21 protein-coding genes are annotated in these 26,700 nt (G+C 50.6%); 7 read left to right on the top strand and 14 right to left on the bottom strand.

The annotated features are described in order from the left end of the window. Positions 1–13: 13 nt before the first annotated feature. Positions 14–1,648, top strand: a complete 1,635-nt coding sequence (locus tag CRP01_RS27715) for an aspartate:alanine exchanger family transporter (RefSeq protein ID WP_099153316.1) — start codon at positions 14–16, stop codon at positions 1,646–1,648. A 58-nt stretch (positions 1,649–1,706) separates the two neighbouring features. On the opposite strand, the gene CRP01_RS27710 is transcribed toward CRP01_RS27715, so the two are convergent. From CRP01_RS27710 to CRP01_RS27675, 8 genes are all read right to left on the bottom strand, one after another. After that, a complete protein-coding gene (locus tag CRP01_RS27710; protein WP_099153315.1) occupies positions 1,707–2,450 on the bottom strand; it encodes a DUF1963 domain-containing protein in 744 nt (247 codons plus the stop codon). Between the two features lie 4 nt (positions 2,451–2,454). Next, complete coding sequence (locus tag CRP01_RS27705) at positions 2,455–3,270, bottom strand: EI24 domain-containing protein (protein WP_143473558.1); 816 nt, start codon at positions 3,268–3,270, stop codon at positions 2,455–2,457. Positions 3,271–4,111: 841 nt separating this feature from the next. Further along, positions 4,112–4,426 (bottom strand): DUF4286 family protein, encoded by a 315-nt coding sequence (locus tag CRP01_RS27700; protein WP_099153313.1) that lies wholly within the window; start codon positions 4,424–4,426, stop codon positions 4,112–4,114. 119 nt (positions 4,427–4,545) lie between these two features. After that, positions 4,546–5,856, bottom strand: a complete 1,311-nt coding sequence (murA, locus tag CRP01_RS27695) for a UDP-N-acetylglucosamine 1-carboxyvinyltransferase (protein ID WP_099153312.1) — start codon at positions 5,854–5,856, stop codon at positions 4,546–4,548. A 35-nt stretch (positions 5,857–5,891) separates the two neighbouring features. Beyond that, entirely contained in the window at positions 5,892–6,542 is a 651-nt protein-coding gene (locus CRP01_RS27690; protein ID WP_099153311.1) for a DUF4290 domain-containing protein, read from the bottom strand. An 82-nt stretch (positions 6,543–6,624) separates the two neighbouring features. After that, the gene (gene glmS, locus CRP01_RS27685) at positions 6,625–8,463 is read right to left on the bottom strand and encodes a glutamine--fructose-6-phosphate transaminase (isomerizing) (protein WP_099153310.1); all 1,839 of its coding nucleotides are present in this window, start codon (positions 8,461–8,463) and stop codon (positions 6,625–6,627) included. Between the two features lie 349 nt (positions 8,464–8,812). Continuing rightward, positions 8,813–10,189 (bottom strand): DUF4270 family protein, encoded by a 1,377-nt coding sequence (locus tag CRP01_RS27680; protein WP_170110565.1) that lies wholly within the window; start codon positions 10,187–10,189, stop codon positions 8,813–8,815. 306 nt (positions 10,190–10,495) lie between these two features. Further along, positions 10,496–11,323 carry a glycogen/starch synthase gene (locus tag CRP01_RS27675; RefSeq protein WP_099153308.1) on the bottom strand — a complete coding sequence of 276 codons (828 nt, stop codon included), beginning with the start codon at positions 11,321–11,323 and terminating at the stop codon, positions 10,496–10,498. Between the two features lie 180 nt (positions 11,324–11,503). Between CRP01_RS27675 and panC the strand changes: the two genes are divergently transcribed. Continuing rightward, positions 11,504–12,352: a pantoate--beta-alanine ligase gene (gene panC / locus CRP01_RS27670; RefSeq protein WP_099153307.1), complete on the top strand. Its 849-nt coding sequence runs from the start codon at positions 11,504–11,506 to the stop codon at positions 12,350–12,352. 169 nt (positions 12,353–12,521) lie between these two features. Here panC and CRP01_RS27665 read toward each other — a convergent pair whose 3' ends face one another. Both CRP01_RS27665 and CRP01_RS27660 read right to left on the bottom strand, forming a co-directional pair. Further along, positions 12,522–13,391 carry an IS3 family transposase gene (locus tag CRP01_RS27665; RefSeq protein WP_170110564.1) on the bottom strand — a complete coding sequence of 290 codons (870 nt, stop codon included), beginning with the start codon at positions 13,389–13,391 and terminating at the stop codon, positions 12,522–12,524. Positions 13,392–13,393: 2 nt separating this feature from the next. Continuing rightward, positions 13,394–13,807 (bottom strand): transposase, encoded by a 414-nt coding sequence (locus CRP01_RS27660; RefSeq protein ID WP_099153305.1) that lies wholly within the window; start codon positions 13,805–13,807, stop codon positions 13,394–13,396. A 121-nt stretch (positions 13,808–13,928) separates the two neighbouring features. Between CRP01_RS27660 and CRP01_RS27655 the strand changes: the two genes are divergently transcribed. The 3 genes from CRP01_RS27655 to CRP01_RS27645 all read left to right on the top strand — a co-directional run bounded on the left by CRP01_RS27655 (position 13,929) and on the right by CRP01_RS27645 (position 18,765). After that, the gene (locus CRP01_RS27655; protein ID WP_170110563.1) at positions 13,929–14,624 is read left to right on the top strand and encodes a uracil-DNA glycosylase family protein; all 696 of its coding nucleotides are present in this window, start codon (positions 13,929–13,931) and stop codon (positions 14,622–14,624) included. Between the two features lie 289 nt (positions 14,625–14,913). Then, positions 14,914–17,736, top strand: a complete 2,823-nt coding sequence (gene carB / locus CRP01_RS27650; RefSeq protein ID WP_099153303.1) for a carbamoyl-phosphate synthase large subunit — start codon at positions 14,914–14,916, stop codon at positions 17,734–17,736. Positions 17,737–17,832: 96 nt separating this feature from the next. Continuing rightward, positions 17,833–18,765, top strand: coding sequence for a UDP-3-O-(3-hydroxymyristoyl)glucosamine N-acyltransferase (locus tag CRP01_RS27645; protein ID WP_099153302.1), 933 nt, complete (start codon positions 17,833–17,835; stop codon positions 18,763–18,765). A 146-nt stretch (positions 18,766–18,911) separates the two neighbouring features. On the opposite strand, the gene CRP01_RS27640 is transcribed toward CRP01_RS27645, so the two are convergent. Further along, entirely contained in the window at positions 18,912–19,355 is a 444-nt protein-coding gene (locus CRP01_RS27640) for a CBS domain-containing protein (RefSeq protein WP_099153301.1), read from the bottom strand. Positions 19,356–19,636: 281 nt separating this feature from the next. On the opposite strand from CRP01_RS27640, the gene CRP01_RS27635 reads away from it, so the two are divergent. Beyond that, positions 19,637–22,330 carry a PAS domain-containing sensor histidine kinase gene (locus CRP01_RS27635; RefSeq protein WP_099153300.1) on the top strand — a complete coding sequence of 898 codons (2,694 nt, stop codon included), beginning with the start codon at positions 19,637–19,639 and terminating at the stop codon, positions 22,328–22,330. 21 nt (positions 22,331–22,351) lie between these two features. Then, positions 22,352–22,798 (top strand): response regulator, encoded by a 447-nt coding sequence (locus CRP01_RS27630; protein ID WP_099153299.1) that lies wholly within the window; start codon positions 22,352–22,354, stop codon positions 22,796–22,798. An 87-nt stretch (positions 22,799–22,885) separates the two neighbouring features. On the opposite strand, the gene CRP01_RS27625 is transcribed toward CRP01_RS27630, so the two are convergent. The 3 genes from CRP01_RS27625 to CRP01_RS27615 form a co-directional block, all read right to left on the bottom strand. After that, complete coding sequence (locus tag CRP01_RS27625; RefSeq protein ID WP_099153298.1) at positions 22,886–23,218, bottom strand: T9SS type A sorting domain-containing protein; 333 nt, start codon at positions 23,216–23,218, stop codon at positions 22,886–22,888. 290 nt (positions 23,219–23,508) lie between these two features. Continuing rightward, positions 23,509–25,428 carry a threonine--tRNA ligase gene (thrS, locus tag CRP01_RS27620; protein WP_099153297.1) on the bottom strand — a complete coding sequence of 640 codons (1,920 nt, stop codon included), beginning with the start codon at positions 25,426–25,428 and terminating at the stop codon, positions 23,509–23,511. Between the two features lie 360 nt (positions 25,429–25,788). Continuing rightward, positions 25,789–26,700 (bottom strand): IS3 family transposase (locus tag CRP01_RS27615; RefSeq protein ID WP_099153296.1); only part of this gene is annotated, 912 nt, incomplete at its 5' end.

The following is a 26,700-nucleotide window of genomic DNA, read 5'->3' as shown; positions in this document are numbered from 1 at the left end:
AGAACACCAGCTTATGATTGAAGCCTTTAAAGAAAGTCCACTGTTGCTCCTGTTCGTCGTCTCAGCCATTGGTTACCTGGTCGGTAAGATCTCCATAGGTGGTGCCAAGCTGGGTTCGGCGGCGGTGCTGTTCGTCGGCCTGGGCTTCGGAGCCCTGGATCCTGAGTTATCCGTACCCCAGATCATCATTGTGCTGGGCCTGTCGATGTTTGTGTACACGATCGGGATCAGCAGCGGATCCGGCTTTTTCCATACTTTTAAAAAACACGGCCTCACCAATTCGCTTTTCATTCTCGGTGTGATCAGCTTTTCGGGCCTGATCACGGCGGGTTTCCATTTTCTCTGGAATCTGGATGCCGCCACCTCCTCCGGGATGCTTTCGGGTACCAATACCAATACGCCGGCACTCGCCGGTCTGCTGGACCTCATCAACAAATCGCCCAATGTAGTGGACCGGGATGCTTTTACGGATAATGCTGTAGTCGGCTATTCCATTACCTATCCAATGGGGGTACTCGGCGGCATGATGGCCATCGGGCTGATGCGGCGCTGGCTGAAAGTGGATTTCAGAAAGGAAGAATGGCGTTTACAAAGCCTGTATCCCGTCAATGAGAACCTTACCCGCTGGTCGGTAGAGGTAACGAACCCCAAACTCACCATGCACACGATCCGGGATCTGTTTCAGCATTTTTCCAGCAATCTGGTGTTCGGCCGGATGAAGCGGGGCGAATCCTCCTTCCTGCCCAATATGGATACCACCCTGCAGATCAACGACCAGATGGTGCTGGTGGGAAACGAAGAAACGGTGAAAGAAGCCACCGCATTGATCGGCGAAAAGCTGGAGACCGAATTGTCGTTTGACCGAACGGTTTTTGATGCCCAACGCTTATTCGTATCGAATCCGGTCGTTGCCGGCCAGAAGATCGCTTCGCTGAACCTCGCTGAGAAATACTCGGCCATCATCACCCGGGTAAAACGGGGCGACATGGACCTGCTGGCCAACGGCGATACTATTCTGGAACTGGGAGATCAGGTCCTCGTGGTGGCCCGCCGGAAGGATCTGCCGGCAATCGCCGAGATCTTCGGTAATTCTTACGATGACCTCAGCCAGATCGATCTCTTGTCCTTCGGCTCGGGCATGGCCCTCGGGCTGTTGCTCGGCATGATCAGTTTCCAACTGCCCGGCGATTTTTCCTTCAAGCTGGGCTTTGCCGGAGGCCCGCTGATCGTCGGTTTGTTGCTGGGCGCCCTGCGTCGCAGCGGCCCGGTCGTCTGGACACTGCCCTACAGCGCCAACCTCACCCTGCGCCAGATGGGGCTCATTCTGCTGCTGGCCGGTATCGGCATTCGCTCGGGCCATACCTTTTTGAATACCCTGCTGCAGGGTGACGGACTTTTCCTTTTTGGTGCCGGTTGGGTAATCAGCTTTTTCACCGCTATTGCCGGTCTGTTCGTGGGTTACAAATTCTTAAAAATCCCCTATTCACTCCTTTCGGGCATGTTGTCCAATCAACCGGCCGTGCTGGAGTACTCTACAACCCTGGCGGGTAACAAACTACCCAATGCGGGTTTTACCATGATCTTTCCGGTTTCCATGATCGTGAAGCTCATCCTGGTGCAGGTGCTGTTCGGTTGGCTGATCGGATGATCTCGATGGCAGGGCAGGCCACGAACAGCTAGAAGCGCAGTTCAGCTGGTAAAGCATACTAATGGAACTGACATTCAATCTGCCACTGCCCGTCGACCAGTCCCAGGTAAATATTGCCACCGTCTATCCAATTGCAGTTCGCTTTGGGTTCGGAACCGATCTGGATCACAAAATCATCGGCATCCATTTCCAGTTGGTGCTGGATCAGGCTGGGCCAGCCACCGATCTTGGTCAGTTCGTGATTGGTGAAAGTTTCCAATAAAGCTTCGCCGGCATCATCCAGCAATTGGAGTTCGGATAGATCGATCCGGGCATCGGCATCTTCCCAGTCCGGGCATTCCGTCGGGCTATACTGCCATTGTATCTCAAAGGATTTGAGCCTGGATTTCCGAACCGGGTTCGCACGGGGAAGGAGCCCCGCGGTGGAAGAATACAAGCGTATCACCCAGCCGTCCCCCATCGGCGTAGCGTGGGGTGGTTCTTGGGTATCAATAAAGATGGTAATAAGCTGATAGCCCTCCAGGGCCGGAGGGATAAAGGGTAATTCGGAAAGATTGATCTGTAAAATGGAGGTCAGGGGCTGCTCCTCGTATACCGGCCAGCTTTCGGATTCCAGCATGACAAAGTCTCCGGAAAAACGGGAAGTCAGCGGATCGCCGGTCGGTCGAAAACCACCGAGCTGGGCTAATGCCGCCGGGCGGGCCAGGGTTTCGCAAGCCGTTTTGGTTCGCGTTAGCAACTCCTGACGTTCGGTTTCGGTCAGTTTGGGGGTCTTCTTGCGGAAAAAATCAAAAAGCCCCATCGTACTAAACTATTTCTTCCAGGTCAACGGCCGGTTTATCCTTCATGGTGTGCAGGTCCGACAATTTGTACATAATGATACAGACCGCTACGGCCGCAATACAGGGACCGGCAACCGTGCCGATGAAAGGAATTAATAACATAATATAGAAGAACAAGCCCAGGGCCATCACTACCCCCAGATATTGCCAGGCGTAGGCCACACTTTCCTTAATGCTGAGCCCGAATTGTTCGTTATAGTTATCGACCACCGCAAATCCGAGGAAGTAAGATTGTACCGCCAGGGCAAGCACGGGCTCGATAAAATCGAGGATACTGAAAATGCCGAATACTACGCTCAAGATCGTTAAAACGATCATTTCCAGCACCCAACACCGAAAAGCCACCTTGATCATCCGGATCTGGGCATCCACAAAATCTTTCCAACCGGCCTTAGCTTCATTGCCGGTGAGTATCTCCAGAGTCCGGCGGGCAAAGTGAAATACCACGACCTCCAACAGGATCAACATGATATACTTAGACCCGGAGGAGAACAGCATTTCGTAGCTTCCCAAGGCCAGATCTTTCGCAAAAAGTCCCATCGTAGCGATGGCTTCTGCCGCATCATTGGCTCCAAAGACCTTGTTGATCCAGTTTACAAAAAGGGATATGAACTTTAGTCCGCCCAGCAAAGCAATAATAATAAACAGGCGGGCTACCCAACCGTAAGACAACATCCCTTTCCATATCTTTTGCTCGCGAATAAATGATATGGTACGCGGCAAAATGGCCAGTGAGAATCCGAATTGGCGGGTATATACGCGAAGAGGTCTGAGTTGCATGCTGAATGAAGGCTTTACGGTCATGTTCGTAGGGTAACTAAATTAAGTATTTTTCGGCTTTTTCCAACCGCTTGCTAAAAAAGGATTTTTGCTCCGGCAGAGCCTACTTTTTAGATAAGCTACCCTTTTTTTTAGATAGATGGAAATCAATCGCTCCGAAAAAGGGCTTTTTGGCAAATAGAACTGTAAAAATTACGCTCTTGCTAATTGGCTGATTAGTAGCACAAATTGACTTAATACCCTGCATATCCTAAAGAAAGATCCTAAAAAATGGCATATGCGCCCAACCCTTTCTTTGCACAGCGACGTCTACCCCTGTAACCAAGACCAAGAAGTTTGCACAAATCCCATCAACACATCACGTACTAGTCAATATTTCCCAAAAAGGCTCACCGACAATTTGTGGGCCTTTTTACTTTTTTCCGGCTGGCACGTGATGTTCTGAATAGTTTCCGGAACTGCCGGATCTATTTGTTTTGAAAAAAAGGATGCGGACATAGGGGGATCAGAACCGAACTGCATCTTATAAGCAACCGACTGAAATTAAAATGGGAAAATGCCTTCGGACACTTCCCAACTGACATCCCCCGGAAAACCTTTTGAAAACAATTTATCGACCCGGTGCAAGCAACCGGGCACGGAAGTGAGCAGGACTCACCCGGAAATCACCCGCTGTAATTACGGATAACTTTTCCCTCGTTGGAACGGTTATATCCGGCACACCAAATCCGGAGAAACAATTAGCAGGCCGGTATCCAGCATTACGCAACGGATACCGGCCGCTGTATTTTTGGGAACGGGATATTTTCGCGGCCGGAGAAATTCCCTTGACGGTAAGTTATTATTTCGATTGCCCCACGACTTCCATCAAGGTCCGGAAAGTCACATATTTATTGGGGTAACGCTCTGCCTGTAGATTTTGCAGTCGTTTGGCATGTAACTGCTGGTAGATCTGAAAGGTCTTCTCATCCTTACTGACGAATTGCAGGGCATAGGTCACACCGTGCTCATCCGTATCGCCCATGATGCGGCAAAACTTATATTCCGTAAACAATCCGGTATTGATGTAGGCAGGGATCTGGGCTTGCTGCATCCACTGCAGCCAGTCGTCGTGAACGCTCTGTTCGACCTTGATGGTTATGTTGTAGAGTATCATGCGAGCGAATTGATGATTGAGAAAAGAGAATAGCTTACCCGGACCAGGCATGAGCTACACCTGGTCCGGGTAATTCCGGTCGCCCCCTTATTCAGCAGTATCCTGCGTCCCGAAGCGGTTTAGACCCGTTCGATCTGGGCACCGATCGCCCGCAGGCGTTCATCGATGCGCTGGTAACCGCGATCGATCTGGTTGATGTTATGAATGATGCTGGTCCCTTTGGCGGAAAGGGCCGCGATCAGGAGGGCTACTCCGGCGCGAATATCCGGTGAGGTCATTTCAATACCCCGTAACTGAAATCTCCGGTTGAGGCCGATCACGGTTGCGCGATGCGGATCGCAAAGGATGATCTGAGCACCCATATCGATCAGCTTATCGACAAAGAAGAGGCGGCTTTCAAACATCTTCTGATGCACCAGCAGACTGCCTTTGGCCTGAGTCGCCATCACGAGAATGATACTCATCAGGTCCGGCGTAAAGCCCGGCCAGGGCGCATCGTAAATGGTCATGATCGATCCGTCGATAAAGGTCTGGATCTCGTATTCTTCCTGGTAGGGAATATGGATATCATCACCTTTGATCTCAAGTTGGACCCCCATTTTCTCAAATACCCGGGGGATGATCCCCAGTTCGTGTACCTGAACGTCTTTGATGGTGATCTCCGACTGGGTCATGGCCGCCAGACCGATGAAACTACCGATCTCGATCATATCGGGCAGGATGCGGTGTTCTGTGCCGCCCAATTCTTCCACGCCGGTAATGGCCAGTAAGTTGGAGCCCAGTCCTTCGATTTTGGCGCCCATGCGGGTCAGCATCCGGCATAACTGCTGGATATAAGGCTCGCAGGCGGCGTTGTAGATCCGCGTCACGCCCTCCGCCAGCACGGCCGCCATGATCACATTGGCCGTACCGGTCAGGGAGATCTCATCCATCAGGATATAGGTTCCCTTCAGTTTCTTAGCCGTGACGGAATACTGGTTGCGATCGACGTCATAATCGAACTGAGCGCCCAACTGCTGCAATCCCAAAAAGTGGGTATCCAGGCGGCGGCGACCGATCTTGTCTCCACCGGGTTTGGGCAGGAAGGCCCGTCCGTAGCGGGCCAGCAGAGGCCCGATCAGCATCACCGAGCCGCGAATGCGGCGGGCTTTGTCTTCGAAGGCATCGGACTGAACGTAGTCCAGATCCACTTCCCGGGCGGTAAAACGGTAGGTATCCGAATTTAATTTTTCAACTTCAACGCCCAGTCCGCGCAGGAGATCGAGCAGCATGGCTACGTCGCGAATTTCCGGAACGTTGGCAATAGTTACAGGTTCTGCACTTAACAGTACGGCGCAAAGCACCTGCAGGGCTTCGTTCTTGGCGCCCTGAGGGACCAGATCACCGCGCAGAGACCTGCCGCCGGTTACGGCAAAAGATTCGTTGGTCATGTATGTAGGTTAATCATTGGGGATCGCCGGAAGATCTATCGGCGTCTACGTGAAGAAGAGCGGGAGCGTTTGCCTCCTCCGGAATTGGAAGGGCGCTTCCGTCTGCGATTGTTATTGTTATTGGTTTCCTGCATGAGTTCTTCCTTCAGCACCAATTTGCCATTGGACAATGATTCCAGATCGCTCTTCACTACCTCGTCACTTACGAAGTGTTCCTTATTCCAGGTGCGGTAAGCCAGTTTCATATAGGAAGCGATCACCGCCACGAAACCATCTCTTTTGGGGCCTTCGGGCATTTCGATCGCTTTTTTGATCAAATGCTGTACGTTATGCCCGTAGTGGCGAAATTTGGCTTCGGATTCCGGATAATTGATCATTTCCGGACGTTTGGCGGCATCCTCGGAGGTAGGGAGTACGCCATTGGGCGGCATCACACCTTCCAGGTCGTAATTGCTGATGCGAAAAACGTGTTTCCACAGTTTATCAATATAGTCTTCTATATTCCGACTCTGGGGATGGATCTGCATCATCAGATCTACGATCTTCTCCACGAACACCTGACGCTCTGCCGGGTTCTCGATCAATTTGGCTTCTTCGACCAGGTTCTGCACGTGGCGTCCGTACTCGGGGATGATCAGGTTATCTCTTTCGGAGTTGTAAGCCATACTCCATTCTCTCTCTCCCATTTGATTGTTTTACTTTTGTTGGCGCTGCGGCGCAGCGAAATTTACGTTAATTCTACAAGGACAAGCTTCGGGCTTGTGGGGGTTATTCAACCGTTACTGATTTTGCCAGATTTCGGGGCTGGTCTACATTACATCCCCGCATAAGGGCGATATGATAAGATAGCAATTGCAGTGGAATAACTGATAGAAGCGGTGTCAGTGGCTCTTCTGTATCCGGAATTTCAATTACGCTATCGGCCATTTGACTTATGGTCTCATCTCCTTCCGTAACGATGGCAATGACATATCCGTTTCTGGCCTTTACTTCCTGAATATTGGAAACGATCTTATCGTAGGCACTTCGGTTGGTGGCGATCACGATAACGGGCATGTGCTCATCGATCAGAGCGATCGGCCCGTGTTTCATTTCAGCAGCCGGATATCCTTCGGCATGAATATACGAAATTTCCTTGAGTTTCAAGGCGCCTTCCAGCGCTACCGGGAAATTATAACCCCGCCCCAAATATAGTGCATTTGCGCTGTCTTTTATTTCTGAAGCGATAAACTTAATTTTATTTTCATTCTTCAGTACCCGTTCCACTTTGGCCGGGATGTAGCTGAGTTCGTGCAGGAGTTGCAGGAAGTAAGTCTGAGAGATCGTACCCCGCTTCCGGGCGAGGCTCAGGGCCATCATACTCAGCAGTGTCACCTGCCCGGTAAACGCCTTGGTAGAGGCCACTCCGATCTCCGGACCGGCGTGGATGTAGGAGCCCGCATCCGTGAGCCGGGCGATGGAGGAACCTACGGAATTGACGATGCCGTAGATCATCGCCCCCTTCGACTTGGCCAGTTCTAGAGCGGCCAGGGTATCCGCAGTCTCTCCGGACTGGGACAGGGCAATAACCACGTCCTTTTCGGAAATGATCGGGTTGCGATAGCGCAGTTCAGAGGCATACTCCACTTCCACCGGGATCCGGGCCAGGTCCTCAAAAAGATATTCACCGATCAGGCCCGCGTGCCAGGATGTGCCGCATCCCGCAATAATAAACCGCTGAGCATCCAGCAATTTGTTGCTGAACTCTTCCAGCCCCCCCAGGTGGATCCAGCCTTCTTCGGCGTTCATCCGGCCCCGCATGCAGTCGGAGATCGTTTTGGACTGCTCGTGGATCTCCTTCAGCATGAAGTATTCGAAACCGCCTTTTTCCAGGCTCTCCAGTTTCATATCCAGTTCCTGAATGGCCGGATGCTGTTCTTCGTTACCCATCGTTTTAATGGAAAGAATACCGTCTTTACTGATCAGGGCGATCTCTTCGTCATTCAGGTAGACTACCTTCCGGGTATATTCAATGATGGGCGTTGCGTCCGAGCCCAGGAAAAATTCGTTCTCCCCGACACCGATCACCAACGGACTGGCCTTACGGGCCGCTACGATCTTTTCGGGCTCATCGCGGTCCACTACCGCAATGGCGTACGCACCTACTACGCGGGTCAGGGCCACCCGTACCGCCTCTTCCAGGGGCAGCGATTCCCGGCTCTGGATCTCTTCGATCAGGTGTACCAGCACTTCGGTATCGGTTTCGGTCTCGAAAGTATGCCCTACTTTTTCCAGGGCCGTTTTCAACAAACCGTAATTCTCGATGATGCCGTTGTGTACCAGCGCCAGACGTCCGTTGCCGGATACGTGCGGATGCGCGTTTATGTCGTTCGGGGCGCCGTGGGTAGCCCAGCGGGTGTGACCGATACCCACATGCCCGCGGTGCTTTTTCTCCGATACGTGATCTTCGAGATCACTCACCTTGCCTTTCTTTTTATAAACCTGGATATCATCATCCAGAATGGCCACTCCGGCGCTGTCGTAGCCCCGGTATTCCAGCCGGTGTAATCCTTTGACTAAAATGGGATAAGCTTCTCGTGGACCTACATAAGCGACTATTCCACACATAATTTAGCGATTTGAGGTTATCAGTATTAGCTGATGAAACGATGGAAGCCGTTCGGGACCTGTCGTTCCGGAACGGCATCAATTCTATTTATAGTAGAGGAACTCACTGTTCCGTCAACTGTTCTCTGAGCGGCGCCATTTTTTTGGGCAAAAATGCCCGGTGGTGCCAAGAGGACGGAACAGTAGCCGGATAATTAGGTGATATTTTATTTGGGTAGCAGAAGCACTAGTTTCAAACGTTGCAATCGTTCGGATATTACATATTGCCCCCGCCGTCTGCATATTCATCCACTAGACGGCGGGGGCAATTTCCGGCTTCCGGCGATACCAGGATCCGGTATTGGTGCGCTTACTGCGAGGTATAGGTCAGATTCAGTTTGATCGGATATTGGGGGTGCTGTGCTCCGTAAAGAATAGAACGGGAAACCCGTTCGGAGCGGGGCGAAGGTGTCAGATAGATCACATCCGGAATATCCGATTCGCGATCGTCCTTGAGCATTTCCTGGAACCAGGCGGAAATATTCAGCCGGTAAATGTCCGGTTCGCCGTTAGCGCCTTCTTCCACCAGTCCGCCGAATACCACATCGATCACTCCGGAGTTCGGAAGCAATACGTCATCGATGGGCACGTAGTTGCCGATCGCATCCTCATTGTAGTAGAATGCATAGAGCCGTTCGGCCGACGGAAAAAGGTCCGGATTATCTCCGGATACGGAGGCGACGGGTACCAATAGTTCAGCCTTGTTGACCACCACGTCGCGCAGGCCTTCCAGGTTCGGGAAATTCAACTCCAGCAATAGTCCCTCCGTTCCCTGTACAAAAGCCAGAGAATCGGAGAAATCAGCATTGCCGATCGCCGGTTCCACCACCGAGCCGGTATAGTCATTATTCATATAAGCCGACACCGGAGAGCTGTAGGAGATCGGGAAACGATATTGAGTAGGGATCGTATCCCGCTTAAAGTAAACGTAGATACCCGCATCGTAAGCACCGTTAGTCGGTACCAGATCGAAACTGATCATCCCGTCCGTCGGGGTCGACGGTTGAATCGACACACCGCGGAAAAACCGCAGGAAGTCGGCATTGGTCAGATAATTACTGGTATCGGCAAAGATCAGTCTGCGGCCAAAGATCCCTTCCAGCGGAATACGCAGTTGGGATAAAGAGACGGTATCCGGTGAGGTGGTCCGGTAGTCAATAAAGGTTACACTGTCCAGGCTGGGCGTAAAGGTCTTGCTGCCGATCAGCGTACCGGTAGCCAGCTTGCTCGCGGAATAGTACAGCGAATCCCGGCTCATACTGTCCATCAGTTCGTATACGTTGATGCTGAATTGCTGCTCGGTATTTCCGTAGAATCCGTCCCCGTTGTACGGCAGTACCAACACTACAGAATCCAGAGAAGCTTTTTCGAAATCCGGACGCAGGTAAGAAAGCTGGGAAAGTTCGAGCGTCGGTTGCGCGTAGATCTCGGAATAAGTATTTCCGAAGATCGGATCCTGATAATCTCCCAGCAGATAGGCAGACAGCCAGATCGGACCGGGCGAGTAGGTCAGTACCGAATCACCTCGAACGGTCCGGGACTCAATAGTGATCGTGTCCGTAAAAGTGGCGTTGATCCGGTCGTCGTCCAGGATGTCTTCTCCAACGAAGGTGGGATCGGCGCAACTTCCCAGAAAAAATGCGAAAATTATAGTAACTGGGAACAACCGTTCCCAAAAATTATTCATTTGCATATTGTTATTCATTTGCAGGTTCTCATACTTCAACTCCGATAAAGACGCCGTATGAGCACTGCGGGGTTGTACTCCGACATAAGTATCTGGAAAAAAGAACAGACTTATGTCTTCGACAATACATCTATTATTAATCCATTTTGCCCGGTATCCGGCAGTTCGTGATCAGTTTCGGCCATGTGGCCACTGTTCACAGACTCTCTGGATCCCCGGGCAAAACCGATCGCACCCAACCGACCTCCAACCATTTGGAGGTCAGGCGGTGGATCATTGCGTTTCAGCAGGAAACAATCGTCTTTCTTAAGGATTTACTTCCTCTTCCAGTAAGGTATTGTAAAACTCGATGTAGGCAGATAGGTAATCGTCTTCCTCACTCGCCGGCGCTTTCAGCACAGGTTTATCCTGCTCATCCAGTAATTTGGACAAACCGCTGGGTGGGTTTTCGCTTCCGATCACAACGGCATCCGCGTACTTCACCGCGCCCTTATTCAGGTTGACGCCGGTACCGTTCTGGTAAGCACCCAGATCGGACTCCGTAAGGTTGTTGATGGATGCTTTTACTGCGAACTGATCGGAGAAGGCCTGCTGCAGATCGTTGTCGTAGATCGAGTAGATCACTTTGGACTGTTGGAACAGCGGCTCGGTCTTGTATGCCGTTTTCAGATACAAGGGGATCAGACTGGTCATCCAGCCGTGACAGTGTACGATATCGGGCGGCCAGCCAAATTTCTTGACGGTTTCAATAACGCCTTTGCAGAAAAAGACCATGCGGTCGGGGTTGTCCTCGAATGGCTCCCCGTTCTCGTCCTTAAAAACTTGCTTACGCTTGAAGAAATCTTCGTTATCCAAGAAATAGACCTGCATGCGCGCTTCCGGCAAGGAGGCTACTTTTATGATCAACGGGAAATCATCATCGTCAACGATAATGTTCATTCCTGATAATCTAACCACTTCATGCAAACGATGACGCCTTTCATTGATTGTACCAAACCTGGGCATCAACACGCGGATTTCCATCCCGTTTTCCTGAACGTACTGAGGCAGCTTTCGGGCGATCTCAGAGATGGTTGAAAGATTAGTATACGGATCCATCTCCTGCGTCACAATCAGCACTTTCTTTTTATCCATAGATCTTGTAGTATGTTTTATTTAATAGCAGATCGCTGAATCTCAATGAACAAGACGCAAAGTTACGAAAATCCACCGACTTTCGGCAATTCTGGCTACTTAATGAGCCTACAAACAAAAAACATCTATATTAGCGCGATTGTTTTTCAAGCCCGTCTTTTCGAAGAATGTTTTAGATCTATGTATTTGTTTCAACGATCCGAAGATCTGCAAAACTGGTTACAAACTGTGCGCGGACACAACCGAAAGATCGGTTTTGTGCCCACCATGGGCGCGTTGCACGCCGGCCATCTGTCACTCATTGACCAGTCCGCGGCCGCCAACACCTTTACGGTCTGTAGCATATTTGTCAATCCCACTCAATTCAACGATCATACGGACCTGGAAAAGTACCCCCGGACTCCGGCGCGGGACATCGAACTACTGGTTAATTCCGGTTGTGATGCGTTGTTTCTGCCCGCCGTCGGGGAAGTTTACCCGGAGGGACTGGATACCGGAGTGGACGTTTCGCTCGGCCAGCTCGCCGAGGTCATGGAAGGCGCATTTCGCCCCGGCCATTTTGCGGGCGTAATGCAGGTGGTCCACCGGCTGCTGCAACTGGTGCTGCCGGACCGCCTTTACATGGGGCAGAAGGACTTTCAGCAACAGGCCATCATCCAGGAAATGATCCGCCAGTTGGAGTTGCCCGTCGAACTCGTTATGGCCGACATCGTCCGTGAGGCCGACGGTCTGGCCATGAGTTCACGGAATGTTCGGCTCAGTCCGGAGTTCCGCAGCAAAGCGCCCCTAATCCACGAAATACTGTCCCAGATCAAACAGGATAGCGAGGAACGGTCAGTAGCCGAATGGAAAACCTGGGCCCACAACCAACTGGAACAGGCCGGCTTCCGCCCCGAGTACCTGGAGATCGTAGATGGAAAAACCCTGCAACCCGTCTCTTCCTTTAAGGAGTCTAAATATATTGTCGCCTGCGTGGCCGCCTGGGCCGGTGATGTGCGGCTGATTGATAATGTGATTGTTAGGGGATAGGGGGTCGACGGTTGATGGTCGACGGTGGACGGTCAGGGGTAGACGGTTGACGGTTGACGACTCCATCCACCATCGACCGTCAACCACCCACCGTCGACCGTCTACTGTGCGCGCCTAACATAGGTTGACACAAAACGAGTGTACATTCCACTCGCTTGATGAATAAAAATTAGGTTATTTTTTTAAATAACTCCACCGGTCTTTGACATAGCGGAATTTGTTGAATAAACTGTTCAAAATCGAGCGGGCTTTTGCCCTTAAGGCTTCGATGTGGTTTCATCTGGTTATACAATTTAATGAACTGTGGCATCCGTTTTTCGAGTTGACAAACCGAGTTGACACCCCAGGGGATGAGATATTGATTTTTTGCGGTACTGTGAAATCGCTCCACATGAGGATTTTCGTAAACACACTCAGCCATTGAGGAGACGATCTGATATTGACGCAGTAGTTTCAGGAAGCCTTTATCATAGTATTGGCCACCACCATCTGAGTGAAAGATCAGTCGCTGTTCAAAGTTGTGCCCCCCTCTGGTTTTTAGAGCCATTTTCAAAGCTTTCATGGTGGTTTGCTCGGTTTCCAGGGTTTGAGATAGCGCATATCCCAGGCAACGCCGGGAATAGAGATCCAGAATAAAAGTGAGATAGGCCCATCCGTCCAAGAGTCGGTAATAGGTCAGATCACTAATCCAGACTCGGTTAATATCGTTAATTTCCAGCCCTTCGGTTAAATTAGGGAACCTGAAGGCACCACTGTAGGTGGTAATATGAAAAACACGGATCGGTTCTATGCCTAAACCGTTGGTAATCAATATCGATTCAAACTTGTCTCTCCCCAAATGCTCGATCAGTTGTTGGTCATTTTTATGGGCACTCATCAGTTGATAGATGGGCCTGGCTCCCATTCGGGGATGGAATTGGCGATAATGCTTCACCCGTTCAATAATGGGCTCCACTTGCTGTTCTTGCCACTGAAGGCGTCGACGATGTTGATGGAAGCCCTGACGGCTGATCCCCACAACCTGATAGAGTGATTCCATACTCATTTGGTGTTGGGATCGGTGTGTGAAAAACCATTCGAGGACTTCCAGTCGGAGTTTATTTCCAGCTCAATATTGTATCGTTGTTCAGCCGTGGCTAACAACTTCTCATAATAACTGAGCTGAACCTGTTGACGGCCAATAAATTGTTCTAATTCTTTGACTTTTTGCTCTAAAGCCAGGCGTTTTTGCGTCTCGCTTTTTTCCTCAACTACCTTGGTAATGCTTTTTTGGTAGTGAGGCGAATATTTCTTAATCCATTTATAGACCGCCGATTTAGTGACGCCATACACCCGACAAATTTCGCTGACACTTGTCTGACCTTCATCATATTCTTTCACGCGGGATCGACGAAAATCTTCGCTGAAGTAGCGTCGTTCCCGAAGGTAAGATCGAGTTTTCTTTGACTTTTTCATGTGCCTGAATTTAAGGTTTTTTGAGTGGATGTACACTCGTTTTTTTGTCAACCTATTTCAGGCGCGCACAGACCGTCCACCCTCGACCGTCAACCGTCCACCGTCCACCAAAAAAACTAAAATGACCTTCGCCGACCAGATCATCGCCTTCAATCAATCACTGAGCCCGGACTGGGACATTCCCGAACCGGTAGAATTACTCTATCCCTACGACCGGCCGGAGACCATGGCGGCACTGACTACCTTTTACCAGAAATACTACGGCGACCGGAACTCCCGCATTTGTTTGTTCGGTATCAATCCGGGCCGTTTCGGGGCAGCCGTTACCGGGGTTCCGTTCACTGACCCGATCCGGCTGGAAAGCGTTTGCGGCATTGACAATCCCTTTTCCAAGAAACCCGAACTTTCCTCCGTTTTCGTTTACGAATTTATCGAAGCATTCGGCGGTGTGGAGGCCTTTTATCCCCATTTTTGCATTACCTCCCTGTGCCCGCTGGGTTTTGTAAAGGACGGCAAGAATTACAATTATTACGATGACCGGGAATTGGAGGAACGTGTGACCCCACACATTGTCGATCACCTGCATACCCTGCTGGATTTTCCGGTCAGCAATACCGTGGCCCTTTGCCTGGGTCGGGGAAAAAATTACGAGTATTTCCGAAAGCTGAATGACACCCACCGATTTTTCGGAGAGGTCATTCCCCTTCCCCATCCGCGTTGGGTAATGCAGTACCGCCGGAAGCGAATGGAGGAATTCGTACAGGAATACCTTACCCAACTTCGCTACGCTATAGATGCGGCCGCTTCCGCAACCTGAGTGAGCGGCTAGGCCATCCCGGTACGCTGGCGTTTCAGCATTCTGTTTTACTAAAAGCGAAGATGCCTTTATCCGACCATCGAGCATTCCCAAGGACCTGGCCCTCAGGGACAAGGCAAAGCGGATGATTAACACCTGATCCTTCCCTGATCGATCACCTAACATGTTGATTATCCAATTTTTTTGAAAAATTATAAGCCTTACACGGATTTCTTCCCCCGCATTTTATAACTTTGCGCCCAATTTGGACCTAGCCATTTTTAAGAGGTCAAAATTGAAACCATCCATCATGCCTAGAGACACATCCATTAAATCCGTTCTGATCATAGGTAGCGGTCCCATTATTATCGGTCAAGCTTGTGAATTTGATTACTCCGGAAGCCAGGCTTCCCGTTCGTTGCGGGAAGAGGGAATCGAGGTTACCCTCATCAATTCCAATCCGGCGACCATCATGACCGACCCGGTAACTGCCGACAACATTTACCTGTTGCCGCTGACCGTTGAAAGCATTGAACAAATTTTACAAGAGCAGCCTCAGATTGACGCTGTCCTGCCCACCATGGGCGGCCAAACGGCCCTGAATCTGGCAATCGATGCCGGTAAAAGAGGCCTTTGGGATAAATATGATATTCGCCTCATCGGGGTGGATCTGGACGCGATCGAGCTGACCGAGAACCGGGAAGCTTTCCGCCAGCACATGATCAATATCGGGCTCAAAGTGGCCCCTTCCTATATTGCCAACTCCTTTCTGGAAGGTAAGGAAGCCGCTCAGAAGATCGGCTATCCCCTGGTGATCCGTCCTTCCTATACCCTTGGAGGTACCGGTGGCGGATTCGTCCACGATCCGGAAAAGTTTGACGCAGCGCTCCGTCGCGGTCTCAACCTCTCTCCTACCCACGAGGTACTGGTGGAAAAAGCGGTACTGGGCTGGAAAGAATTCGAGCTGGAATTGCTGCGGGATGCCAATGACAACGTGGTGATCATCTGTACGGTGGAAAACCTCGACCCCATGGGTATCCACACCGGGGACAGTATCACGGTAGCGCCGTCCATGACCCTTTCCGATACGGCTTACCAGCAGATGCGGGATGAGGCCATCCAGGCCATGCGGTCACTCGGTAATTTCGCCGGTGGTTGTAATATCCAGTTCTCTCAGAATCCGGAAACGGAAGAGCTGATCGTGATTGAGATCAACCCGCGGGTATCCCGTTCTTCGGCCCTGGCCAGTAAGGCTACCGGATATCCCATTGCCAAGATCGCAGCCAAACTGGCGATCGGTTACAACCTGGACGAACTGAAAAACCAGATCACCAAGACCACTTCGGCTTATTTCGAACCGACCCTGGATTACGTGATCGTGAAAATGCCCCGCTGGAACTTCGATAAATTCCACGGTGCGGACCACGAACTCGGTCTGCAGATGAAAGCCGTTGGGGAAGTGATGGGTATCGGCCGGAATTTCCTGGAAGCGCTCCAGAAAGCCTGCCAGTCGCTGGAGATCGGCCGTATGGGCCTCGGCGCGGACAAAAAAGAATGGATCCGGACCCAGGACGTGCTCGAACGCCTGGAAGCGGCCAGTGATGACCGCATCTTCCGCCTGAAGGATGCCCTTCGGCTCGGCGTACCGGAGAAAACGGTACAGAAGCTGACGCACATCGATCCCTGGTTCATCAAGCAGATCAAGCGTCTGGTGAAGATGGAACAGCAACTCATGCGTTACAACGTGGCCGAAGATATTCCCGAAGAATTTTTCCGGGAACTGAAAGAGCTGGGTTATGCCGACGCCCAGATCGCCTGGTTGTTGCGGATTGAAGAAGAAGAAGTGACGGCCCAACGCAAAAAGCTGGGTATCCGTCGTACGTATAAAATGGTGGACACCTGCGCTGCGGAATTCGAAGCCCACACGCCTTACTTCTACTCCACCTTCGATAAGGAAAACGAAAGTATCCCCGCTTCCGATAAAAAGAAAGTGATCGTACTGGGATCCGGCCCCAACCGGATCGGACAGGGTATCGAATTCGACTACTGCTGCGTGCACGGCCTGATGGCGATCAAGGAAGCCGGTATGGAATCGATCATGATCAACTGCAACCCGGAAACGGTTTCTACCGATTTCGACGTTGCCGATAAACTCTACTTCGAACCGGTCTTCTGGGAACACGTGGAGGAGATCATCGATCTGGAACAGCCGGAAGGGGTGATCGTTCAGCTGGGCGGTCAGACGGCGCTGAAAATGGCCGAGATCTTCCACAACAAAGGCATCAAGATCATCGGTACTTCCTTCAAAAATATGGACCTGGCCGAAGACCGCGGTGCATTTTCCGATCTTCTAAAAGAACAGGGTATCCCCTACCCCCGCTACGGTGTGGCCGACGATGCCGATGAGGCGCTGCGGATCGCCAACGAAGTCACCTATCCGGTGCTGGTACGGCCTTCCTATGTACTCGGTGGCCAAAACATGCGGATCGTGATCAACGATCAGGAGCTGGAACGCCACGTGCTGAGCATCTTCAAGCACATGCCGGAGAACAAGGTACTGATCGACCAGTTCCTCGACCGGGCCAAAGAAGCCGAGATCGACGCCATCTGCGACGGCGAGCAGGTTCACATCATGGGGATCATGGAACACATTGAACCGGCGGGTATCCACTCCGGTGACAGTTCTGCGGTACTGCCTACCTACAGCCTTTCCGTAGAAGCGGTGGCGACCATGGTGGAATACACCGAGAAACTGGCCAAAGCCCTGGACATCCGCGGGCTGATCAATATCCAGTTTGCGATCAAGGACGATAAGGTTTATGTGATCGAGGCGAACCCACGGGCCAGCCGGACGACGCCTTTCATCGCCAAGGCTTACAAGGTGCCGTACCTGAAGTACGCTACGCTGGTCATGCTGGGAACCCACAAGCTGAGTGATTTCGATATCAAACCTCAGCCCAGCGGTTACGCGATCAAAGTACCGGTATTCAGTTTCGATAAGTTCCCCAACGTGGATAAAAACCTGGGGCCGGAAATGAAATCTACCGGTGAGGCGATACAGTTCATTCGCGATCTATCCGATCCGTTCTTCCGGGAGCTGGATCGTCAGAGATATATGTATTTGACCCGATAGTCAAAAGTCATAAGTTGGTAAGTCGTAAGTCTTTCACTGAACAAGCAGTAAGGCTTGCGACTTATTACTTAGTACCCCCTGCTTAAATACCTGCTTATGAAACTCCCTGAGCCTGTATCCGTCAGTAAGCTGGCCGAAATGATCGGAGCGAAACTCATCGGCGATGAGACGCTCATGGCCACCGGCATCAACGAAATTCACCAGGTGGAGAAAGGTGACATCTCTTTCGTGGATGTGGAAAAATACTACAAGAAATCGCTGCATTCCGCAGCCAGTATCATCATTATCAACAAGAAGGTAAAGTGTCCGCCCAGTAAGGCTTTACTGGTTTGTGACGATCCCTTTGAAGCTTACAACGAACTGGTGCTGTCCTACCGCCCGGTACCGATACAGACCCAGGCCGTCAGCGATACGGCGCAGATCCACGAGAGTACCATCATCGAGCCGAACGTAGTGATCGGCCAGCATGTAAAGATCGGCCGGAACTGCCATATCCACGCCAATGTGACCATCGGCGAATACACCGAGATCGGCGACGATGTCACCATCCAGTCGGGATGCAGCATCGGAGCCGACGCCTTCTACTTCAAGCGCACGCCCTACGGCTACCAGAAATGGCGCTCCTGCGGCCGCGTGATCATTGAGGACCAGGTGGATATCGGGGTTGGCTGCACGGTATGCCGCGGCGTATCCGGCGATACGATCATCGGAATGGGCACCAAGCTCGACGCCCAGATCCATATCGGTCACGATGTACGCATCGGCCAGCACTGCCTGATCGCAGCGCAGGTGGGTATCGCGGGCAATACGGTTCTGGGAGACTGGGTCATCCTGTACGGTCAGGTGGGCATTGCCCAAAACCTGAAGATCGGCGATAAAGCGATCATTCTGGCCAAATCAGGCGTTTCCAAAGACCTCGAAGCTGGAAAGACCTATTTCGGCACCCCGGCCGGAGAAGTGCGCACCATGTATCGCGAAATGGCCGCACTTCGTCATCTGCCGGAATTCCTCGCAAACTATTACCGATAAGGAAATATTTTTTATTTTTATCGGGCCAAACGGTACTTCCCTTACTTTATTACCAGAAAACCCACATACGATATCCTGATAATGCCCATTGTTCATGAGTGGTATTCCACTCGTGCCACTGATTGCCTATAGCCCGATATTTTTTATTAACTACTGTAGTCCTGCAAACGGATGGGCTCATTAGCCAGCGCTATGACGATGTCCAATGGTGTAATGATCCCAACCAGTTCGTCGTTGTCAACGACGGGCAGTGCATGGAACCGGTTGATCTTGAATACTTCCAGGGCAGTGCGGATGGCATCGGTACTTTCCACTTTGGCAAGTTTAGTACTCATAATGTCTTCTGCTTCCCAGGTTTTCAGCCGGTTATTGGTGAGATTATCCGTCATCTCATTATTGGTGTAGCCCCAGAGGAAATAGGAAAAATCACTTTTACTGATAATCCCTACGATCTTCTTGAAGCGAACCACGGGAATATGATGAATATTTTTTTCGTCAAAAATTTCCTTGATCCGGGTAAGCGGATCGGAAGGTGTGACGGTGACCAGATTTTTGGTCATAATGCTGGAGATGGGAGATAAAAGGTTCATAACAGTTTATTTGATCATTTAATTGAAAACTAAATTAGTGGGATCGCGTTCCAATCGATATGACATTTATCATCCTTTTGGATTATATTGATCACCAATCTAATCTAAGCCCAAAGCTGGTCGCGTTCCCGGAATTCCCTCCACCATAAAAATCCATTTGACACCTTTGCCTTTTTTTGAACGTTTTGTCACAAATCCTGTATTTCCGGCCGGATAGCCAACTGAACGAATCGTATACCGGCCCTAAATTGTTAAGCCCGTGATCTTATTCTGACAACAACATGAAAAGCCAGAGACAGCAATTTTTATCGGCCGCCCTGTGTCGATCCGTAATTGACCAGGCTCCCGATTGTATCATCATCATGGATCTGGAGTGGTGTCTGCTCGATGCCAATCATAAGGCCTGTAATCAACTGGGGTACTCCCTGGAAGAAATGCTGCAGCTTAGATTTGATGAGATCGAGGTGGGTTTTACAGCCGATAAAGGGAAGCTCTATTTACAGGATCTCCGGAACAACGGTACGCCCTGCTTTGAAGGAAGCAAAATGAAAAAGGACGGTACCGTATTTGAAACGGAGACCAAGCTTTCCTTTCTCCAGGGGGATGAACAGACCTTCCTGCTGGCCTTCATCCGGAATATCTCACGGGCCCGGGAAGCCGAAAGAAAATTGCAGGAAGAAAAACTATTGGTGGATGCGTTGATGGAAAGCATTCCCGACAGCATCTATTTCAAGGACCTGGCTGCCCGGCTGATCCGGGTAAACCAGAAGTTGGTTCGGGATATCGGCGCTACCAGTGATCAAGAATTGCTCGGTAAAAACGATATTGACCTTTTCGGCGAGTCCTTCGGACAGAAAACAATGGCCATTGACCGGGAGATCATGCGTACCGGCAAGCCGCGCATCGGGCTGATCGAGCGCCGGGAACTGGACGACGGCAACACCAACTGGACCCTCACCACCAAGGTCCCCCTCTTCAATCCCGCCGGAGAGATCATCGGCCTGGCGGGCATCTCCCGGGAGATCAATACCATAAAGGAGGCGGAGGAAAAACTTAGGATCAAGGAATATCAACTCTCCATGGCCAGTAAGATCGCGGGGCTGGGGTACTGGGAGTACGATGTGGAGAAGAACCTGTATACCTTCAACGACCATTTCTACGAAGTTTACCACACCAATGCCGAAGAAATGGGCGGCTACCGGATGTCGGCGCAAAAGTTTTCCAACCTTTTTCTCCACGAAGAAGATAAGAATCTTATCGCCGGGGAGATCAAGATCGCTCTGGACACCCCGGATCCGGACTTCAATAAACATCTGGAACACCGCATCAAATACCTGAACGGCGAGACCGGCTACGTGAGCGTCAATTTCTTTGTAGTAAAGAATAAAGAAGGTAAAACCATCCGGACCTACGGCGCCAATCAGAACATCACCCAGCGCAAACTGGCCGAGCAGGCCCAACAGGAGCGGGAAACCCAGTTGCTGATGGCCAACAAGATCGCCAAGCTGGGCTATTGGGAATACGACCAGACCACCAATTTGCTCACCGTGAATGATCAGTTCCTACTGCTGCACCGGACTACGGCGAAGGAAATGGGCGGATATTCCTTTTCTCCCCAGACCTACGTCGAGCGGTTTCTCTTACCGGATAATATGAATATTATTCAGGAAGAGTTCGCGGCCGCCTTTTACAGTCGCCAATCCCTGGATGGCTACCAACGGTACCGGGAATTCAGGGTCTTTTTCGAAAACGGAGAGATCGGCTATCTGTGCTCGCATTATGCGACCATTAAGGACCCGGATAAAGGCGTATACAAAACGATCGGCGTCAATCAGGATATTACCGAAAGAAAGCTGGCCGAACTGGCGCTGAAAGAAAAGGAAAGCAACCTCCAGAAGGCCTTCGAGATCTCGGCGATCGGCCCCTACCGCTATCATATCAAAGGCGATCAGTACGAGTGGTCCGAACAGGCCCTGCATGTGATCGGTTTTGCTCCGGATCAGATCCCACTGGATTTTCGAAGTTTTCTCGATATGATGCCGGAAGCGGATCGGCCCATTCTGCTCCAGGCGGTGGAACAGGCGGCCATAAAGGGCAAACTGGACGTGGAACACCGGATCCTTATTGACGGGCAAACCAAATGGCTCCGGTTTAAATCCCATCAGGAGGATGATAAGGACGGTGAGCCCCTCACTTCGGTAGGTATTGTGCAGGACATCACTGAACGCAAACTGGTGGAAATGGAACTGACCAGCTACCGGGAACACCTGGAGAGCCTGGTAAAAGAGCGGACGGTCCAACTGGAGAACATCAACAAAGACCTGGAAGCATTTGCCTACTCCATCTCCCATGACCTCCGGGGGCCCTTGCGGCATATCAACGGATTTGCCAATATCCTACGCCGTAAACTGATCGATCCGCCCAAGAGTGCGATCGAATACATCGACCTGATCAGCAACTCCTCCAAACGCATGGGCACCATGATCGACGGTTTGCTGCATTTTTCCCGGCTGGGCCGGCAGCAGATGACCCATTCTACCGTTGATCTGAACCGACTCGTAACCGAAGTGATCCGCACCTTTAAACCGGATATTGAACGCCGCCGGGTCAGGTGGAATATCAGCGCTCTGCCCACGATCCAGGGCGATCCGGATCTGCTCAAGATCGTATTCGAAAATCTGATCTCCAATGCTTTAAAATACACCAGGAACGAATCTGAAGCGAGCATCGAGATAAATTCCCTCCCAAACCATGAACATAATCACTGTATTTATATTAAAGACAATGGTGTAGGCTTCGATATGGACTATGCCGATAATCTGTTTGGTGTTTTTCAACGCCTGCATAAGGAAGAGGAATTTGAAGGTACGGGCATCGGCCTGGCCCACGCGCAACAGATCGTGAAAAAACATGGAGGCTCTATTCGTGCTACCGCTGCACCCGGTAAGGGGGCTACCTTTTATGTGATTCTGTAACCTGCAAAATTCAAACTACCAATGACCGATGAATTAGCTCCGATTTTATGCGCAGATGACAATCCTTATGATATTGAATTATTTCTGGTAGCATTTGAAGAAATTCAGTTGCAACATCCCATTGCCGTAGCCAGAGACGGACAGGAAGCGCTGGATTACCTGAACTATCAGGGGCGCTACGAAGGCCGGGAGAATACTGTTCCCGCCGCTATTCTACTCGATATAAAAATGCCGAAGATCAACGGAATAGAAGTACTGAAAGCCATTCGCAGTAAACCCGAATGGGCCTGCGTACCGGTGATCATGATCACTTCTTCCGAGATGCAGAAAGATGTGGAAGCCTGTTACGCCCTTGGCGCCAATGCTTACGTGGTAAAACCGATAGATTTTGAAAAATTTGTAGGAATGGTCCGCTCTTTGAGCCAGTTCTGGTCTTTTCTAAATAATAATTCTGCTACTAATAACTAAGCTGTTTCTTCCGATGCTGCAGAAACTACAGCACACCTTATAGTTTCAAACACCTATTGGACATAGAATTAGAATACAACCAACAACTTATCGCTTACTGATCCGACGGGTAATGAGGATATTTTTCTCCCGGTCAAGGAATTGTACCAGGTAGATACCTTTGGGAAGATCTCCCAGGAAGTAACGTTCGTCATCACTGTACACGAAACGTTTAAGTTCTTTTCCAACCAGGTTGAATACCACGATATCCTTTACTTTCGTGTTGTTGTTGATGCTGAAATGGGTGAGTACGGGATTCGGAAACACCTGAATCTCTACTTTATTAGAAAAAGCAGGGCGGGTTACACTCTGCTTTCCTTGAGCAAGTGTGACCGTGTAGAGGCAGAAAGTGCAGAATACGAGGAGTAAGGCTTTTTTCATAAATCGGTGCTTGAACCTGATTTGGGAGCTACTTCTTGGTAGCCAGGGATGACAAATATTGAACGCATGCAAAATAAATTAATATTCTCATAAATCAATATGCATCCACAGGAATTATTTAAATTTTAACACAAATTAGGCAATATTCTTATATGTTTGGTATAAGAACACCCATTTAAAGACAGAAGTTCGCACGTTTCCGGTATGTTTTACCGATTTCCCGCTATTTCCGGATGGCACCGGGAACAACTGGAAACCGGTAAATCTGGGATCAAACTATTTTTTACCGCCTAAAGCAGGCTTTCAAAATATTCCACGAATTCATCCAGGCTCATACTGCCCACATCACCTTCACCCTGCTTCCGAACCGACACGGTCCCTTCTTCGGCCTCTTTTTCCCCCACGATCAGCATCAGCGGTACGCGTTTCAATTCCGTATCGCGGATCTTTCGCCCGATCTTCTCGCTGCGGTCATCCACAAAGCCGCGGATATCCTTCAGCGCCAGTTTGCGCTTAATATCATCGGCGTAATCGTTGAAACGATCGCTGATCGGCAATACGGCAAACTGATCCGGCGTGAGCCACAGCGGGAACTTACCGCCGGTATGCTCGATCAGGATACTGATGAAACGCTCCATACTACCGAACGGAGCCCGGTGGATCATTACCGGCCGGTGCGGCTGGTTGTCCGGTCCGATATATTCCAGTTCGAAACGGTCGGGCAGGTTGTAGTCCACCTGAATGGTTCCCAACTGCCAGGAGCGCCCCAGGGCGTCCTTGATCATAAAGTCCAGTTTGGGGCCGTAGAAAGCCGCCTCACCGAGTGCAGTAACGGTTTCCAGGTCCACTTCGCTGGTGGCCTCGATGATCGCCCGTTCGGCATTATCCCAGTTTTCATCGGTACCGATGTATTTTTCCGGATTGTCCGGATCCCGCAGGGAGATCTGGGCCGTAAATTTGTCGAAACCCATTTTGGATAATACCGTCGTAGTCAGATCCAGTACGTTCAGGAATTCCTCCTTCACCTGATCCGGCGTACAGAAGATGTGGGCATCATCCTGGGTAAAGCCGCGCACGCGCGACAAGCCGTGCAATTCTCCGCTCTGCTCGTAGCGATACACCGTTCCGAATTCAGCAATGCGTAGCGGCAGTTCTTTATACGACCGCGGGCGCACCCCGTAGATCTCACAGTGGTGCGGACAGTTCATCGGCTTGAGCAGAAACTCCTCTCCTTCCCGCGGCGTCTTGATGGGACGGAAACTGTCTTCGCCGTATTTCTCCCAGTGTCCGGAAGTTTCGTAGAGGTGCTTGTGGCCGATGTGCGGCGTCATCACCATTTCGTAGCCCCGCTTTTCCTGTTCCGATTTCAGGTAGTTTTGCAGACGATCCCGCAACTGTGCGCCCTTCGGCAGCCACATCGGTAAGCCCTGCCCTACCCTTTCGGAGAACATGAACAATTCCAGTTCGGCACCCAGTTTCCGGTGATCACGCTTCTTGGCTTCCTCGATCAGTTCCAGGTGCTCGGTCAGTTCTTTTTGTTTCGGGAAGGTCACCCCGTAGATCCGCGTGAGCTGTTTACGGCTTTCGTCACCACGCCAGTAGGCACCACCCACTTTCATGAGCTTGATGGCCTTGATCTTTTCGGTGCTCGGAATGTGCGGCCCCCGGCAAAGGTCAACGAAGTTGCCCTGCTGGTAAAAAGTGATCTCGCCGTCATTCAGGCCTTCCAGGAGCTCCAGTTTATACTCGTCTCCTTTTTCTTTAAAATAGCTGATGGCTTCGGCTTTCGGCACCTCACGACGTTCGTAGGTGTTTTTTTGCCGGGCCAGTTCCGTCATTTTATCTTCGATCTTCTTAAAATCTTCGGTAGAGATGGTGCGGTCTCCGGGATCTACATCATAATAGAACCCGCCTTCCACCGCCGGCCCAATCCCCAGTTTGATACCGGGATACAGAGCTTCCAGCGCTTCGGCCATCAGGTGAGCCGATGAGTGCCAAAATGTAGCTTTTCCGTCTTCGTCATTCCAGGTGAGTAGTTGTACGGTCGCATCTTCCGTTATCGGCCGGCCGGCATCCCATACTTCGCCGTTCACTTTGGCGGCTAATACGTTTCTGGCTAAGCCCTCACTGATCGATTTGGCAATATCCATTGCGGATACGCCACTTTCGTATTCCTGTACCCTTCCGTCGGGAAAGCTGATCTTGATCATGGTCAAATTTCTTTTCGCTTGCTATTTGTACAAGTGACCGCGGGATTTGGTTCCCGATTAGCTAAAGCAACGGTCACTTCTTTGAAAACGGCCGCTAAATTAGGACTTTTCTCCTTTAAAATGGATTGATGATCAGATTATTTACGCAGGGAAGCAAAGGAGCGGGTGATCGGCGGATCATTTGGTTTGTACGGACTGATATCCGGGATCCGTGGGGTGGGGGAAATATGGATTTATTGGATTTTTTGGGAAATGGGAGATTGGGAGACCAGGAGATTTGGAGACTGGGTGACGGGGAGACTGGGAGAGGGGGAGACTGGGAGCAATGGAACTCCTCAGAATAGTGGACAGTGAATTGGGCTAGGCTGTCTGTTTTAGTTGAGTCAATCGATAATACATTTCTTTCGGAGAAATACCTCCTATACCAGAGTGGATACGTTTGGTATTGTACCAGCCCTCAATATAACGAAAAAGGACAGTGAAGGCCTGTTCTTTACTGGTAAAGTGGTGCTTCATGATGCACTCTGTTTTGATAGTTTTGAAAAAGGATTCGGCTACAGCGTTATCCCAGCAGTTTCCTTTCCGAGACATGCTTTGTTGGCATCCGCAGCTATTAAGCAGGCGACGAAAATCGTCGCAGGCATATTGTACTCCGCGATCGGAGTGGAATATCATCCCTTTTCTGGGAGGACGATTGGCGATTGCCCGCTTAAAAGCAGCTTCAGTAGTTTTCTTTGAACTCATCCTATCGCTAATGGTCCACCCCACTACATAGCGATCGGCCAGGTCCAGAATAACCGTCAGATAATACCACTGACGATTAATTCGAAAATAGGTAATATCGCTGACCCATTTGATGGCTGGAGTCTGTGCGGCAAAATCACGATTAAGGATATTAGGGGCTATTGGCTCATCGTGTTTGGACTGAGTTGTTACAACATACTTTTTGGCTGCTTTTGCCCTGATACTGAGTGCATTCATCCGACGAGCAACTGTTGCTTCGGACACCTCCACCTCCATTCTTTTCAGTTCCAGAGCAATGCGTGGACTCCCATAGGTGCAGTCACTCTCATTGAATATTTCCCTGATCTGCTTATCTAAACGTTTGTGCTTATGCATCCCAGTTTGCTCACACTTGCGCCAGCAATAATAGCCGCTGCGGCTTACGCCAAATACTTTACACATCTTCTCAACAGGAAATTCAGTGGCGTGATTCATTATAAATCGGTAGATGTCCTGTCTTTCTTGGAGAAGATGCTGATGGCCTTTTTT

Origin of the sequence: Flavilitoribacter nigricans DSM 23189 = NBRC 102662, from assembly GCF_002646595.1 — a bacterium.
Classification (GTDB): domain Bacteria; phylum Bacteroidota; class Bacteroidia; order Chitinophagales; family Saprospiraceae; genus Flavilitoribacter; species Flavilitoribacter nigricans.
The sequence above is the reverse complement of the archived record's forward strand: the minus strand, read 5'-3'. Positions and strand labels throughout refer to the sequence as shown.